Annotated in this window: 13 protein-coding genes; 10 read left to right on the top strand and 3 right to left on the bottom strand. The window is 36.6% G+C overall.

Features of this window, described 5'->3' with window-relative positions; genetic code table 11:
* The first annotated feature begins 48 nt into the window (after window positions 1-48).
* From pcrA to rlmD, 8 genes are all read left to right on the top strand, one after another.
* Window positions 49-2,283: a DNA helicase PcrA gene (gene pcrA / locus ACVPPR_RS07595; RefSeq protein WP_462298743.1), complete on the top strand. Its 2,235-nt coding sequence runs from the start codon at window positions 49-51 to the stop codon at window positions 2,281-2,283.
* Between the two features lie 33 nt (window positions 2,284-2,316).
* Entirely contained in the window at window positions 2,317-4,332 is a 2,016-nt protein-coding gene (ligA, locus tag ACVPPR_RS07590; RefSeq protein ID WP_462304816.1) for an NAD-dependent DNA ligase LigA, read from the top strand.
* A 1-nt stretch (window position 4,333) separates the two neighbouring features.
* Window positions 4,334-5,485: a CamS family sex pheromone protein gene (locus tag ACVPPR_RS07585; RefSeq protein WP_462298741.1), complete on the top strand. Its 1,152-nt coding sequence runs from the start codon at window positions 4,334-4,336 to the stop codon at window positions 5,483-5,485.
* 38 nt (window positions 5,486-5,523) lie between these two features.
* Complete coding sequence (gene gatC, locus ACVPPR_RS07580; RefSeq protein WP_462298740.1) at window positions 5,524-5,826, top strand: Asp-tRNA(Asn)/Glu-tRNA(Gln) amidotransferase subunit GatC; 303 nt, start codon at window positions 5,524-5,526, stop codon at window positions 5,824-5,826.
* Window positions 5,827-5,828: 2 nt separating this feature from the next.
* Complete coding sequence (gene gatA, locus ACVPPR_RS07575) at window positions 5,829-7,292, top strand: Asp-tRNA(Asn)/Glu-tRNA(Gln) amidotransferase subunit GatA (RefSeq protein ID WP_462304058.1); 1,464 nt, start codon at window positions 5,829-5,831, stop codon at window positions 7,290-7,292.
* Complete coding sequence (gatB, locus tag ACVPPR_RS07570) at window positions 7,292-8,722, top strand: Asp-tRNA(Asn)/Glu-tRNA(Gln) amidotransferase subunit GatB (RefSeq protein ID WP_462298738.1); 1,431 nt, start codon at window positions 7,292-7,294, stop codon at window positions 8,720-8,722. Before gatA ends, gatB begins: the two co-directional genes overlap by 1 nt.
* Before the next feature lie 34 nt (window positions 8,723-8,756).
* Window positions 8,757-9,797, top strand: coding sequence for a diacylglycerol kinase (locus tag ACVPPR_RS07565; protein ID WP_462304057.1), 1,041 nt, complete (start codon window positions 8,757-8,759; stop codon window positions 9,795-9,797).
* A 131-nt stretch (window positions 9,798-9,928) separates the two neighbouring features.
* On the top strand, window positions 9,929-11,293 hold the full coding sequence (gene rlmD / locus ACVPPR_RS07560) for a 23S rRNA (uracil(1939)-C(5))-methyltransferase RlmD (protein ID WP_462298837.1): 1,365 nt from the start codon (window positions 9,929-9,931) through the stop codon (window positions 11,291-11,293).
* Between the two features lie 138 nt (window positions 11,294-11,431).
* Here the strand turns inward: rlmD and ACVPPR_RS07555 are convergent, their stop codons facing one another.
* The 3 genes from ACVPPR_RS07555 to ACVPPR_RS07545 all read right to left on the bottom strand — a co-directional run bounded on the left by ACVPPR_RS07555 (window position 11,432) and on the right by ACVPPR_RS07545 (window position 14,076).
* Complete coding sequence (locus ACVPPR_RS07555; protein WP_462304056.1) at window positions 11,432-12,589, bottom strand: MFS transporter; 1,158 nt, start codon at window positions 12,587-12,589, stop codon at window positions 11,432-11,434.
* Between the two features lie 69 nt (window positions 12,590-12,658).
* Entirely contained in the window at window positions 12,659-12,949 is a 291-nt protein-coding gene (locus ACVPPR_RS07550) for an ArsR/SmtB family transcription factor (protein ID WP_462304055.1), read from the bottom strand.
* A 95-nt stretch (window positions 12,950-13,044) separates the two neighbouring features.
* Window positions 13,045-14,076, bottom strand: coding sequence for a zinc-binding alcohol dehydrogenase family protein (locus ACVPPR_RS07545; protein ID WP_462304054.1), 1,032 nt, complete (start codon window positions 14,074-14,076; stop codon window positions 13,045-13,047).
* Between the two features lie 138 nt (window positions 14,077-14,214).
* Here ACVPPR_RS07545 and ACVPPR_RS07540 point away from each other — a divergent pair, with 138 nt between their 5' ends.
* Both ACVPPR_RS07540 and ACVPPR_RS07535 read left to right on the top strand, forming a co-directional pair.
* Window positions 14,215-14,553: a winged helix-turn-helix transcriptional regulator gene (locus ACVPPR_RS07540; RefSeq protein WP_462304053.1), complete on the top strand. Its 339-nt coding sequence runs from the start codon at window positions 14,215-14,217 to the stop codon at window positions 14,551-14,553.
* 49 nt (window positions 14,554-14,602) lie between these two features.
* On the top strand, window positions 14,603-15,652 hold the full coding sequence (locus ACVPPR_RS07535; RefSeq protein WP_462304815.1) for a glucose PTS transporter subunit IIA: 1,050 nt from the start codon (window positions 14,603-14,605) through the stop codon (window positions 15,650-15,652).
* Window positions 15,653-15,658: the final 6 nt, after the last annotated feature.

The following is a 15,658-nucleotide window of genomic DNA, read 5'->3' as shown; positions in this document are numbered from 1 at the left end:
TTTTTGCTATAATGTATAGTGACTGATTTATAGAGAGGATTGACTAATTTGACTACTGAAAGCTTATTGAACGGAATGAATAACAAACAAAAAGAAGCCGTCTTACAAACAGAGGGACCACTCTTGATTATGGCTGGAGCCGGAAGTGGAAAAACACGCGTATTAACACATCGTGTTGCTTATTTAATTGAAGAAAAAGGGGTTAATCCGTGGAACGTTTTAGCCATTACGTTTACGAATAAAGCCTCAAAAGAAATGCGCGAACGTGTTAATAAATTACTTGATAAAGGCGCAGAAGATGTTTGGGTTTCAACTTTCCATGCACTTTGTGTGCGTATTTTAAGACGCGACATTGATCAAATTGGTTATAATCGTGCGTTTACCATTGCTGATCCAGGCGAACAACGGACATTAGTTAAACGAATTTTAAAAGAACAAAATATTGATCCACAAAAATTTGATCCAAGATCTGTCTTGGGTGCTATTTCGAATGCTAAAAATGATTTACTAACAGAAAAAGAATATGCTGAGCGTGCTGCTAGTATGTTTGAACAAATGGTTGCTAAGGTTTATACGGCATACCAAAAAGAATTACGCTCAAATCAAGCTGTCGATTTTGATGATTTGATTATGTTAACGATTCGGTTATTCAAGGAGAAACCAGAAACGTTGGCTTTCTACCAAAATAAATTTCAATACATCCATGTGGATGAATACCAAGATACCAATGAAGCCCAATATACGTTGGTTAATATGCTAGCGGAACGTTTTAAAAATCTCTGTGTTGTTGGGGATGCGGATCAAAGTATTTATGGTTGGCGTGGTGCCAATATGGATAATATTATGAACTTTGAAAAAGATTATCCAAATGCTTCTGTGGTTAAGTTGGAACAAAATTATCGCTCAACAAAAACGATTTTAAATGCGGCTAACTCGGTTATTGACAACAATACAAACCGCAGTGATAAGAGTCTTTGGACTGATAATAAAGATGGTGAGAAGATTTCTTATTATCGCGGTCAAAGTGAAAATGATGAAGCACATTACGTTGTTGAGAAGATTCAAGAACAAATCAAAGATAACCATCTGAACTATGGTGATTTTGCCATTTTATATCGGACGAATGCACAGTCTCGTGTGGTTGAAGAAACATTCTTAAAATCAAGTGTTCCTTACAAAATAGTTGGTGGACACAAGTTCTACGAACGCTTAGAAATTCGCGATATCTTGGGGTACATTCGCTTAATTGCTAATGATCAAGATTCAATGAGTTTTGACCGTGTTGTGAATGTGCCAAAGCGTGGTATTGGTGCAAGTAGCATTGATAAGTTACGTGAATTTTCAGACATGAATAACTGGACAATGCTTGAAGGGGCTGAAAATTCAGCACTTGCTAACATTTCTGGTAAAGCGGGTAAATCACTTCAAGAATTTGCCACAATGATTCGTGGTTTACAAAAAATGCGTGAATTTTTAAATGTGACAGAATTAACCAGAGAAATTTTGAAACAATCTGGCTATGAAGCTAGTTTGAAAAAGACGAAAACAATCGAAAATGAAACGCGACTTGAAAATGTTGAGGAATTCTTGTCTGTAACACAACAATTTGATGACCGTTGGGAAGCTGAAGAAGATGATAGTGATCGTTATGTTGATTTCTTAGCTGATTTGGCGTTAGTTTCTGCGCAAGATGATATTGCAGAAGAACCTGAAGAAGTCACATTGATGACGTTACATGCTGCCAAAGGGCTTGAATTCCCAGTTGTCTTTTTAATGGGATTAGAAGAGGGGATTTTCCCACTTTCTCGTGCCATGTTAGAGGATGATGAATTAGAAGAAGAACGCCGTTTAGCTTATGTGGGAATTACACGTGCTGAACGTAAATTATATCTGACAAATGCTTTTTCAAGAATGTTATATGGACGCCGCCAAAGTAATCAAGCGTCACGTTTTATTGGTGAAATTGATGAAACCTTACTTGAATTAGATAACAAAACGGCAGCACCATCGGCATCTTCTGTGCGTGCTTCGTACTCAAATCAACGTGCGACGGCGACAACTTATCACCGCCCTACTAAGACGGTTGAACGAGATAGTGGTACGGGTGCTGATGCAGTTGTTTGGCGTATTGGTGAAAAAGTTGAACATAAAGCTTGGGGGACTGGAACCATCGTTAAAGTTTCAGGCTCAGGTTCAGATGCTGAATTGGATATTGCTTTCAAAGAACAAGGCATTAAACGATTGTTAACGGCATTTGCACCAATAACAAAGAAGGTCGATTAAATAAAGGAGGGTTCAAGTTTGTCAAATCAAGCCATAACGTTGGAAGAAGCAACTAACAAAATTAATCAATTAAAAACTGACTTAATCAAGTGGACGCGTCAATATTATGTCCTTGATCAGCCAACTGTTGAAGACCATGTCTATGATGATCGTTATCAACAATTAATTGAACTTGAGCAAGCCTTTCCTAGTTTAGTCACACCAGATTCACCTACGCAACGTGTTGGTGGACAAATACTACCGGGCTTTGAAAAAGTCTCACATGAGGTCCCAATGTTGTCATTGGGGGATGTTTTCTCAATTGAAGAATTAGCTGAGTTTGATCAACGATTACAAAAATCAGTTGAGGCTGAAGTTAGCTATAATGCTGAGCTTAAAATTGATGGGTTAGCGATTTCGTTAACGTATGAAAATGGCCTATTTGTTAAAGGGTCAACTCGTGGGGATGGGACAATTGGTGAAGATATCACTGAGAATCTTAAAACAGTTAAGTCGATTCCGTTAACGTTGACAGAACCGATTTCGCTGGAAGTTCGTGGTGAATGTTATATGCCAACCAAGGCTTTTATTGCGTTGAATAAACGTCGTGAAGAAGCTGGAGAACCGATTTTTGCTAATCCGCGAAATGCAGCCGCCGGCAGTTTGCGACAATTAAATACCGCTGAAACAGCGCAACGACAATTAAGTACATTTATTTATTACTTAGTTGATCCGGAAGCGTTGAATGTAAAAACACAGAGTGATGCGTTAAAACGATTATCTGAACTGGGTTTCAGAACAAATAGGGATTCACGTGTTACGCATAATATGACGGAAATTTCGGCATATATTGATGAATACCAAGCAAAACGCCATGATTTGTCTTACGACATTGATGGCATTGTGATTAAAGCTAATTTATTTACGATTCATGAGGCAGTTGGGAATACCGTTAAAGTGCCTAAATGGGCAATCGCCTACAAATTTCCACCAGATGAACAGGAAACAAAAGTTTTAGATATTGAATGGACGGTAGGTCGAACGGGTGTTGTAACGCCAACGGCTATCATGGAGCCAGTAACATTAGCTGGAACGACGGTTTCGCGAGCGTCATTGCATAATGGTGATTTACTTAAACAAAAAGATATTAGACTTAAGGATACGGTCAAGTTACATAAAGCCGGAGATATCATTCCAGAAATTTCTGAAGTTGTTTTAGATAAACGGCCTGCAGACAGTGTTGATTATGAACTACCAACGCATTGTCCCGTTTGTGGGGCAGCGTTAGTCCATTTGGATGAAGAAGTGGCTTTACGCTGTATTAATCCTAAATGCCCTGCGCTTATTAAAGAAAGTTTGACCCATTTTGCTTCTCGAAATGCGATGAATATTGATGGACTTGGTCCTAGGATTGTAGAACAATTATTTGAAGCTCAGTTAATTACTGATGTGGCTGGCTTATATCAATTAACGGCTGATCAATTATTAACGTTAGATAATTTTAAAGAAAAATCTGTTAACAAATTATTGCAGGCAATTGATACTAGCCGACAGAATTCAATGGAGCGGTTGTTATTTGGATTAGGAATCCGGCATGTTGGTGCTAAAGCAGCACGATTAGTTTCTGCTGAATTTAAAAGTATGCAACAGTTAATGACAGTGACGGCTGAAGAAATAGTAGCAATTGATTCAATTGGGCAAGTCATTGCGGATAGTCTTATAACCTATTTTGCGAATGAACAAGTACATGAATTAATTACTGAGTTGGCTGCAGCCAAAGTTAATTTAACTTTCTTAGGTCAAACAGCTACTGAAATAGCAGAAGCAGCTGAAGGTAGTCCCGTTATGGACAAAAAAGTCGTCCTAACTGGAACGCTTGACCAATTGAAACGAACCGACGCTAAAAAATGGTTAGAAGCGCACGGTGCTTCTGTTGTTGGGAGTGTTTCGAAAAAGACTGATTTATTAATTGCCGGGCATGATGCTGGAAGTAAATTAACCAAGGCTGAGCAACTAGAAATTGAAATTTGGGATGAACAAAAATTCATTTCAGTTATGGAAGGAGTGTAACATGAAAAAAATTAAAATTGGACTTATGCTAAGTTTTTCACTGCTTCTTTTAGCAGCTTGTGGGAACGTCTCATCAACTTCAGGGACATCAGGCGTTTCTAAGAGTACGTCAAGTTCTGGTTATCAGACAACGGGCCAAACAAGTGATAGTAATTACGAAGGTGTCATTAAAGATGGTAAGTATTTAACAAGTAAATCAAGAGGTGTAGCACTCACTCAAAATGATAACGTCTTGAATTTAAAAAGTTTTGAATCTGGGTTATTAGATTTATCGAAAGACCAGTTTGCAACAGATAGCTATATTTTCCAAGAAGGCCAGTATCTAACAAAAGACACGGTTCAAAGTTGGTTAGCGCGTGAATCGAGTTCGAATAAAGCTGGTTTGAATCCTAAGGATAATGGTAAAACGGGTGAAACAGCTCGTAATCCAATGTACGTGCAACAAGTTGAAGAACAAGATTTCATGACTAAAAAAGGAAACAAGATGACACTTTCAGGTATGTCTGTGGGTATCGGGATGAATTCAGTTGATTACTATCAAAAAGAAGAATATGGCGCTGAATACAAAACCATCATTTCTGATGCGACAATGAAGGCAAAAGGGGAAGAAGCTGCTAACAAAGTGGTTGCTCGTCTTCGTAAAACTAAGGGAATTAGTGATAATATCCCAATCATGGTCGCTTTGTATAAGCAAGCATCAAATGATAGTTTAGTTGGTGGCAGTTTTTACGCTTACGCAGTGAACAAGAATGGTAAAACAACCATTGATAATTGGAAAAACGTCTCAATTAAAAGTTATACATTCCCAACCACTTCAACATCGACAACACCCAATACAAATGATGAAACGTCATTTACGAATTTCAAAACTGAAGTGCAAAGTTTCTTCCCTAATTTAGCGGGTGTGACAGCACAAGTTCAATATAAGAACAAAGCAATTACAGGGATGCATATTAACATTACATCGCAATTCTATAGTGAAACTGAAATTGTGAGTTTTACACAGTACTTATCAACAACCGCTGCGAAATATTTAGCTTCGGGAATTCCGATTGATATTACCGTCAAAGGTAGTGATGGGACCGTGCAAAGTTTCCTTGCCAAAACAGCTAAAGAAAGCTCATACTATACGCATGTATTTACCAGTTATTAAAAATGAAATTAATTTGAATTTTGAAGGGATGGCTTTGAATGTCAATTAGTAAAGAAGAAGTAAAGCATGTCTCAGAGTTAGCTAAATTAGAGCTCAGTGACAAAGAATTAGAATTATTTACCAGTCAGTTAGATGATATTATTGGGATGGCTGAACAATTGTCAGAAGTAGATACAACTGACGTGCCAGTTACAACACATATTACGGATGTGCTTAATGTCATGCGTGAAGATGTTGCTGAAAAAGGGACAGATCGTGATTTACTCTTTAAAAATGCACCAGATAGTGAAAATGGCTTTATTAAAGTGCCAGCAATTATTGATGAAAGTGGGGAAGCTTAACGATGGATTATTTCAAACAAGATTTATCAAGTTTACATGACGCGTTAGTTAATAAAGAAATGAGTTCTGAAGAATTAACGAAGGCGACTTTTGATGAAATAAAAGCACGCGATTCAAAAATAGCAGCTTTCCTCGCTATGAATGAAGAAATGGCTCTTAGCCAAGCTAAAGCCGTTGATGCCGTTGGTATTGATGCCACTAATATCTTAGCCGGAATTCCGATGGCTGTTAAAGATAATATTGTCACAAAAGACCTCACAACGACTGCTGCAAGTAAGATGTTGGAAAACTTCAACCCAATTTACGATGCAACGGTTATTGAAAAAATGCGTCAAGCACAAATGGTAACGATTGGTAAAACAAACATGGATGAATTCGCCATGGGTGGTTCTACTGAAACGTCAGCTTTTAAAACAACGAAAAACCCTTGGGATACAACTAAGGTTCCAGGTGGGTCATCAGGTGGTTCTGCTGCTGCAGTTGCTTCAGGTGAAGTGATTGCCGCTCTAGGATCAGATACGGGTGGTTCAATTCGTCAACCAGCTTCATTTAATGGAATTGTTGGGACAAAACCAACTTATGGTCGTGTGTCTCGTTATGGGTTAATTGCTTTTGCTTCAAGTTTGGATCAAATTGGGCCATTTACACGTAGCGTTAAAGATAATGCTGCTGTCTTGAATGCAATTAGCGGGAATGATGTTCATGATGCAACAAGTTCAGCTCAAGCTGTTCCTGATTTTACTGCAGGCTTAACGGGTGACATTAAGGGAATGAAGATTGCTTTGCCTAAAGAATATTTAGGTGAAGGGGTTGATGCTGGCGTGAAAGAAGCCATTCAAAAAGCGGTTAAAACGTTTGAAGAATTGGGTGCAACTGTGGATGAAGTCAGCTTACCAAATAGTAAATATGGCGTGCCTGTATACTATATTTTAGCTTCTTCTGAAGCTTCATCTAACTTACAACGTTTTGATGGTATTCGTTATGGATTCCGTGCACAAGATGTTAAGAGTTTAGAAGATGTTTACGTTCGTTCTCGTTCAGAAGGGTTTGGCGATGAAGTGAAACGTCGGATTATGTTAGGAACGTTCTCATTATCTGCTGGCACTTATGATGCTTTCTTTAAGAAAGCAGCTCAAGTTCGAACATTAATCTGCAATGATTTCCGCAACGTATTCAACGATTACGATTTAATTATCGGCCCAACTGCACCAAACACAGCGTTCAATATTGGTGCCAAAATTGAAGATCCTATTACAATGTATATGAATGATATTTTAACAATTCCAGTTAATTTAGCTGGGTTACCCGGAATGTCAATTCCTGCTGGCTTCTCTAATGGCTTACCCGTTGGCTTACAATTAATTGCTAAATCATTTGATGAAGCAACGATGTATCGTGCTGGGTATGCATTTGAACAAGCAACTGATTTCCATAAAGAAATCCCTACGTTAGGAGGTCAAAACTAATGAATTTTGAAACAACAATTGGACTTGAAGTTCATATTGAAATGAAAACTAAATCTAAGGCATTCTCACCTTCAAAAGTTGATTTTGGAGCAGAGCCTAATACAAATACCAATGTTATTGATTGGGGTTATCCCGGTGTTTTGCCAACGGCTAACAAAGGCGCAATCGAATATGGGATGCGTGCCGCATTAGCTTTAAATTGTGAAATTACCAAAGATAACCATTTTGATCGTAAAAACTATTTTTATCCTGATAATCCAAAAGCTTACCAAATCACACAATCAGAAGAACCTATTGGTCGTAATGGTTTCTTAGAAATTGAAGTCAATGGTGAAACAAAAAAAATTGGGATTGAAGAAATGCATGTTGAAGAAGATGCGGGTAAAAATACGCATAATCCCAATGGCTATTCTTACGTCGATTTAAACCGTCAAGGAACACCTTTGATTGAAATTGTGTCACGTCCTGATATTAAAACGCCTGAAGAAGCCTACACATATCTTGAAAAATTACGCCAAGTTATCCAATTTACTGGTGTTTCAGATGTGAAGATGGAAGAAGGGTCAATGCGAATTGATGTTAATATTTCAATCAATCCAATTGGTCAACCAGGTTATGGGACAAAGACTGAAATGAAAAATTTAAACTCATTTGAAAATGTTCGTAAAGGACTTGAGTTTGAAGAAAAACGTCAAATGAACCTCTTAATGGCTGGTGGTCTTGTGCAACAAGAAACACGTCGTTTTGACGCACCGACTGGGACAACCATTCTAATGCGTGTCAAAGAAGGGGCTAGCGATTATCGTTATTTCCCAGAACCAGATATTCCACCTATTCATATTAGTGATGACTGGATTCAAGAAGTCAGAGAATCAATTCCTGAAATGCCTGATAAACGTCGTGCGCGTTATGCAAGCGAATTAGGCTTACCTGAATATGATGCTGAAATTTTGACACAAACAAAAGAAATGTCAGATTTCTTTGAAGACACCATTCAATTGGATGCTGATCCTAAATTAGCCGCTAACTGGTTAATGGGTGAAGTGAATGCCTTCATGAATACGAATAAGTTAAACTTACAAGATACTAAATTAACACCAGAAAATCTTGCTGGTATGATTAATTTAATTACTGATGAGACCATTTCAAGTAAGATTGCCAAAAAAGTTTTCCAAGAAATTATCAAAAATGGGAGTGAACCTAAAGCTTGGGTTGAGTCTAAAGGACTTGTACAATTATCAGACCCAGCTAAATTACAACCCATTATTGATGGTATTTTAGATAACAATGAACAATCAATTGAAGATTTTAAAAATGGTAAAGATCGTGCTGTTGGATTCTTAATCGGACAAATCATGAAACAAACACATGGACAAGCAAATCCTAATGTGGTTAATCAATTGTTGATGGCTTCATTGAAGCAAAGATAATCTTATTAAAATAAGGTTCATTTGGAGGAACGGAATGAGAAAAAGAGCCAGAATTATTTATAATCCAACATCCGGCCGTGAAGCTTTAAAAAGTGATCTCGTTAGTATTTTAGATATCATTGAAAATGCCGGGTATGAAACAAGTGCTTATGCCACAACAGCCAAAAAACATTCAGCTCGTGATGAAGCAACGAGAGCTGCAAAATCAGGGTTTGAGTTAGTTATTGCTGCTGGTGGAGATGGGACTATTAATGAAGTCGCTAATGGGATTGCTGGACTAAAGCATCGACCTAAAATGGGTGTTATTCCTGCTGGAACGACGAATGATTATGCCCGAGCTTTAAAAATACCTAGGGATGATTCAGTTGCTGCTGCAAAAGTGATTGCTAAAGGTAGCACTATCAAAATGGATGTTGGACAAGCTGGAGAAAAATATTTCATTAATATCGCCGGTGGTGGTTTATTGACGGAATTGACTTATGATGTTCCTTCACAATTTAAATCTCTTTTTGGTTACCTGGCTTACTTAGTTAAGGGTGCCGAAATGTTACCTAGAATGAAGCCAATTGAAATGAACCTCGAATATGATGGGGGAATTTTCAAAGGGAAAGCATCAATGTTCTTACTCGCATTGACGAACTCCGTTGGTGGCTTTGAACAAATCGTACCAGACGCATCACTTGATGACGGTAAGTTTACCTTGCTCGTTGTTAAAGCAAGTAATATCGCCGAAATGTTGCATTTAATGGCACTTGTATTGAATGGTGGTAAGCATATTAATGATAAACGTGTGATTTATGTAAAAACGTCAAAATTAATTGCTAAACCAGTCAATAATAAAATGATGATCAATATTGATGGTGAATATGGTGGCGATGCCCCAATGACTTTCAAAAATTTGAAACAACATATCGAAATGTTTGCCAATACGGATGCTTTACCAGATGCTTTAATCACATCAAGTCGGACAGCTGCAGAAATTGAAGCGGAGGAACATTTTGTGCAAGAAGTTGAAGAAATGCATGACGAAGATATTGACGGCAATGGTACAATTAATAAAGTAAGCGATAAATAAGAAATCAAGTAGGATTGAGGTGCTCGGTAAAGACCTCAATCCTGTTTTATTCCTAAAGTTAGAATCTATTGACTTTTAGGGGTTAAACATGGTTGAATAAAGTAAATACGCGGAACATCGAAAGGACAACAATGAAAAAACTACCTCCAGTAATAAAGAACCAAGAATTTGACGCAGAAATTATCGATTTAACTTATCAAGGCATGGGTGTCGCCAAAGTTGATGGCTACCCATTGTTTATTGAAAATGCTTTACCAGGTGAAAAAGTTAGTATTCGTGTGATGAAAGTAAGCAAGAACTTTGGTTTTGCTAAAGTTTTAGCTTTCCGTAACGAAAGCCCAGATCGTGTTGAAACAAAGGGTTCAGCATACACACAAACAGGTATTGCACCTTTACAACATTTAGCATACCCAGCACAATTGAAATTCAAACAAGCACAAGTTCAAGAATTATTGAAAAAAGCACATTTAGATATTGAAGTATCTGATGCTGTTGGGATGGAAGATCCATTCCATTACCGCAATAAAGCACAAGTGCCTGTTCGTGAAATTGCGGGTGAATTAAAGACTGGTTTCTTCAAGAAAAACAGTCATGATTTTATCGCAATTGAAGATTTCTTAATCCAAGATGAAGAAATTGATAAAGCAATCGTTGCTGTACGTGACGTTTTACAACGTTTCCATGTGGAAGCTTATGACGAACGTGCACACAAAGGAATTATTCGTCACATTATGGTTCGCCGTGGTCATTACTCAAAACAAATGATGATTGTCTTAGTAACACGTTCTAAGAAATTACCAATGTTTACTGAAATTACTGCCGCAATCCGTGAAGCATTACCAGATGTGACAACAATCGTTCAAAATACAAACGCTGAAAAAACAAATGTAATTTTAGGTCGCGAAAACAAAGTTCTCTTTGGCCCTGGGTACATTGAGGATCAATTGAATGGGTTAACATTTAGAATTTCACCACATTCTTTCTACCAAATTAACCCCGTTCAAACAGAAAAATTATACGCTGCAGCTTTTGAACGTGCTGGTTTAACAGGTAACGAAACAGTTATCGATGCTTATAGTGGTATTGGTACAATTTCATTATCAATGGCAAAACATGCACGCCAAATTTATGGTGTTGAATTAGTTTCTGAAGCGGTTAAAGATGCGAAAGAAAATGCTAAGATTAATGGTATTGATAATGTTCGTTTCGAAACAGGGATGGCAGAAAACTGGATGGAAAACTGGAGTCATGCTAACTTGAGACCCGACGTTTTAGTAGTCGATCCTCCTCGTAAAGGTTTAGAACCAGCATTCATCGAAAGTACACTTAAGATGCAACCTAAAAAAATCGTTTATATCAGTTGTAACCCATCAACATTGGTTCGTGATATCGAAGGATTTATGGCAGATGGTTATAAAGTAACAAAACCAATCTTACCAGTGGATCAATTCCCACAAACAACACATATCGAAACAGTTACAATTTTAGAAAAATAATCAAAAATTAAGACACTTCAAAGGCGGATGCCAATGGGGTGTCTTTTTTTGGGTTAATTAAGATGGAATAAATATTTTTTTGTAAGTAGTTATCAAAAAGGTATGACATGATTTATAATGGAAATTTTGGTTGCATCATTATTCAAGTTTCTTTGATTTAAAAATTCCTGATTTAAAGTAAAGTGCTAGAGCAATTAACATCAGTAATGCTGCAAAGATGGAAATACCTAAGTAGCCTGAAAATTGCTTGAACAAAAAACCGCCAACAATACCTGCAATTGTTTCGCCAAAATACATTGCTGCATTGGAGAGTGATGAGATAGTACTACGAGCATTTTGAGCTGTACTTTGAAGAGTTGCCATAAATAATGGGAAAATGAAACCATTAAACAAGAAAATAACGGATAATAAAATTTCTGCTGTCATGAAATTATTAGCAAATGGGATAATCAAATAAAGGACAATTAAAGCAATTAATTCAAAAAGAAATGTTTTAGCTAAGCCCATGTGAGTAACTAAGCGACTGCCAAAAAGTGCCCCGATTAAATTACCGGCTCCGATGGCAATCATTGCAGTTCCTACACCTGTTAGCGTTAAACCGAAGTTCGTAGTAAACCAAGTTGAAATAAAAGTGATTGCGGTAAATGATCCAGTTTGAAAAACAAAATAAGCAAGAAGGTAGCTTAGAGCAAGTTTGTTATTTAAAATTTGAGAGTAAGTTTTAAAAAATGAAAAATGTTCTCTAGCACCGATTTCTAGTTCAGGAAGTGCGAAAAGGTTAAGGACAAGTAAGAGTATTGAAGCTCCTGAAATAACGAAAAAAGGGGTATGCCAAGAGATTACGGCTAAATAACTACCAATAGGAATGCCAACAAGTTGAGATACTGATAGACCTGCAGTTACGTATCCCATAACTTTAACAATGTTTTTCTTTTCAACAACGACAGGTATAGATGCCCAAACTTGTGGCGTTATAAACGACGCACTAACACCTGCTAAAAATCGGAATAAGAGCATGGATACAAAATTGAAAGCAAAACTACATAAAAGAGTTGATATTGAAAAAGCTAGAAGACCCCATAACATTACTTTCTTTCTATCACGTCCATCAGAAATAGGACCTGAAATGAGTGCAAAAATGGCATAACCAATGGCATAGGCACTTACCATCCATCCAGAAATTGATGTAGAAGTTCCGTATAATTTACTAAGTGTTGGTAATAATGGGGAGATAAGAAATGTATCAGTGCCAATTAAAAACATAGTTAAAAAAAACATGGTTGAATAACGTTTCATAATTTCGCTTCCTTTTGTTGTTTTAAAACTATCAAACAATTGTTTAAAAAATAGATACCTTATTTATATTTATAAGGTATCTAAAAACCCAGGTATAAATTCATTAAAAACATCTTCGTTCAAACTGACAAATTTATTTTGTCCTACTTTACGCGTTGTTGTTAATCCAGCTTCACGTAGATTTTTAAAATGATAAGAAACTGTTGACTTGTTAATAGCTAATTGTTCACCTATCTCTCCACAATTCATCTCGTCTTGTTTGATATATAACATTCGGATAATTTTTAATCTCGCTTCATCAGCAAGGGCTTTTAGAATTTGTACTCTGACTTCATCTTCGCTTAATTGTTTGATAATCATAAAATAATAATACTATTGAAGTATTATTAAGTCAATGGGACTTCAATCTTTTTAAAGGAATCACACCTGTAACTTCTAGATACTAGTGATTGCAACTAATTCTCCCAATTTGTTAGGGTAACTTTACCGACCATTTTTCCTGACTCAATGTCAGCGTGTGCTTTTTTCATATTTTCAGCATTAATGGGATGGTAGTTGAGCGTTGTAATTGTTTTTAATTGCTGATTTTCGTATAAATTAGCGATTTTATTCAAAATTTCGTGCTGTGAAATCATATTTTCTGTGTGATAAAAGGATTTACTATACATCCATTCCCAGCTAAATGTTGCTCGTTTCTTGGTTAATTTTTGTAAATCAATTAACCGATGATTTTCTGTAGTTGCTGCAATAAAGCCGTCTGGTTTAATTATTTCAGCAATTTCATTCCAATGAGCATCCAAATTATTTAAATTTAAAATATAATCAACAGTCGTTAGGGGTAAATGTTCAATTTGGCTAACAAGATCTTGATGATGATTAATTACGTAATCTGCGCCTAATTTTTTAACCCAATTGATTGATTCTTCTTTGGAGGCTGTTGCGATGACTGTCAGTCCAACTAATTTAGCCAATTGAACCGCCATTGAACCGACTCCACCAGCGCCATTAATAATTAAGATTGTTTTATTTGTGTTATTAAGTAAATTGACACCTAATTTTTCAAATAATGATTCGTAAGCTGTTAAACCAACTAAAGGTATCCCGGCTGCATCAGTATCTCTTAAATTTTTAGGCGCAAACCCAGTAATTCGTTCGTCTACGACTTGTAACTGTGTGTCACTACCAGATCGAGTAAAGTCACCAGCGTACCAAACGCGATCACCGGTTTTAAATAATGTAACACTTTTTCCGACATTTATAACGATTCCAACGGCATCCCAACCAATAATTTTCGGTTGTTTTAATTTAGTATTTCGACCGCCTTTTCGAACAAAGGTATCTACGGGGTTGACTGATACGCTGGAGACCTTCACCAATAAATCGTGTTCCAAAATTTTTGGAATAGGCACTGTCACATTTTGAAAAGAATTAACATCTGTAATTGGTAAATGTTGATAAAAACCAACAGCTTTAATTGTATTATTCATTACGTTACCTCCAAAGATAATCGTAATCTCTTTTTTAGATATTGTGAAGAGGTGAATTTAAATGCACCTCTTCATTTTTATTTCAAAGTGCTAATATAGAATGTAAGAGATACTTATTGAAGCGGAGGGGGACTTATAGTGAGAGAAATGTATAATTGTGATTTAGGATGTCCAGTGCAAAATACATTACAATTTATTAATGGAAAGTGGAAATCAGTTATTTTATATCATTTATTTGAAAATAAGGTTTTACGATTTTCAGAACTCCAGAAAAAATTACCGTATGTGTCCAAACGCATGCTAGCAAGGCAACTGGCAGAGCTAGAAGTTGACGGCATTATTGTCAAACAATGTTATCCTGTGATTCCTGTAAAAACAGAATACAGAATGACTGACTTCGGTAATACGCTACAGCCAGTTATTAAAGCAATGGGAAATTGGGGCGACATGTATATTGAAAAGGTTTCTTTAAAATGAAAGAGTTAGGGACTGAGGTGGGTAAGTTTAAAATCGTTTTTTTCTAAATATAATATACCCTAAGGTAAAGAAAATGATCGTGATGTCAGCTTTCATGCCTTTAATTGTGATGACTGGGATGCATTGGGCTTTCGCACCATTGTTTCTTAATGCTTCGATTGCGTCACCGGATTCACTTATTTTGCCTGCTATGCTAGCTGCAAATATTGCGCAAGGGGCTGCTTGTTTAGCTGTTGCCATTAGAGCAAAAAATAAAAATACAAAACAAATTGCAAGTGCCGCAAGTATCTCAGCTTTATTAGCTGGTGTTACTGAACCTGCTTTGTATGGGATCACTCTTAAATATAAGAGACCTTTATATGCTTCAATGATTGCAGGAGGTATTACAGGATTATTTATGGGAATTATGCATTTGAAATCATTTGCATTTGCTGTACTGTCAATTATTTCAATGCCTCAATTTGTAAGTAAAACAGATGGTCAAAATATTTATACAGCTGTTATTGTATTAGTTGCGTCATTTATAATTAGTTTTGTTTTGACATACCTTTTTGGAATTGATGAGGGCGAAGTTAAAGTTGCAACTGTTACTGCAAGTACCAACATTAATGCAGAAGAAATTAAGACATTAGAATCGGGTTCAAAAGAGACAAAGAAAATATTTAGTCCAGTTTCTGGGGAAGTTATCACACTAGAAAGCGTGAATGATCCCACATTTTCAGAAAAAATGTTAGGTGACGGTATCGCAATTATTCCAAAAAATGGTAAAATTGTTGCACCTTTCTCTGGGAAAGTTGTAACAGTATTCCCAACCAAACATGCTATTGGATTGAAAAGTGATGCAGGAATTGAACTATTAATTCATTTTGGGTTAGATACCGTTAATTTAAAAGGGAAACCATTTACACAACATATTGAAGCTGGTCAACACGTCAAGCAAGGTGAATTACTCATGGAAGCAGATATAAAACAAATTCAAGATGCTGGTTATGATATAACGACCCCAGTGGTTGTAACAAATACGGCAGAATTTGTTGAAATTGTGCCAACGGAAGAGACGGTTGTTACAAAAGATGATACTATTTTATACGTAATCTAAAAGGAG

Source organism: Dellaglioa sp. L3N (assembly GCF_054941095.1).
The sequence above is the reverse complement of the archived record's forward strand: the minus strand, read 5'-3'. Positions and strand labels throughout refer to the sequence as shown.

What these genes read in the sequence shown, in the direction of transcription:
- ACVPPR_RS07585 (WP_462298741.1), top strand. Translation starts at nt 4,334, where the DNA reads ATGAAAAAAATTAAAATTGGACTTATGCTAAGTTTTTCACTGCTTCTT.
- gatC (WP_462298740.1), top strand. Translation starts at nt 5,524, where the DNA reads ATGTCAATTAGTAAAGAAGAAGTAAAGCATGTCTCAGAGTTAGCTAAA.
- gatA (WP_462304058.1), top strand. Translation starts at nt 5,829, where the DNA reads ATGGATTATTTCAAACAAGATTTATCAAGTTTACATGACGCGTTAGTT.
- gatB (WP_462298738.1), top strand. Translation starts at nt 7,292, where the DNA reads ATGAATTTTGAAACAACAATTGGACTTGAAGTTCATATTGAAATGAAA.
- ACVPPR_RS07565 (WP_462304057.1), top strand. Translation starts at nt 8,757, where the DNA reads ATGAGAAAAAGAGCCAGAATTATTTATAATCCAACATCCGGCCGTGAA.
- rlmD (WP_462298837.1), top strand. Translation starts at nt 9,929, where the DNA reads ATGAAAAAACTACCTCCAGTAATAAAGAACCAAGAATTTGACGCAGAA.
- ACVPPR_RS07555 (WP_462304056.1), bottom strand. Translation starts at nt 12,589, where the DNA reads ATGAAACGTTATTCAACCATGTTTTTTTTAACTATGTTTTTAATTGGC.
- ACVPPR_RS07550 (WP_462304055.1), bottom strand. Translation starts at nt 12,949, where the DNA reads ATGATTATCAAACAATTAAGCGAAGATGAAGTCAGAGTACAAATTCTA.
- ACVPPR_RS07545 (WP_462304054.1), bottom strand. Translation starts at nt 14,076, where the DNA reads ATGAATAATACAATTAAAGCTGTTGGTTTTTATCAACATTTACCAATT.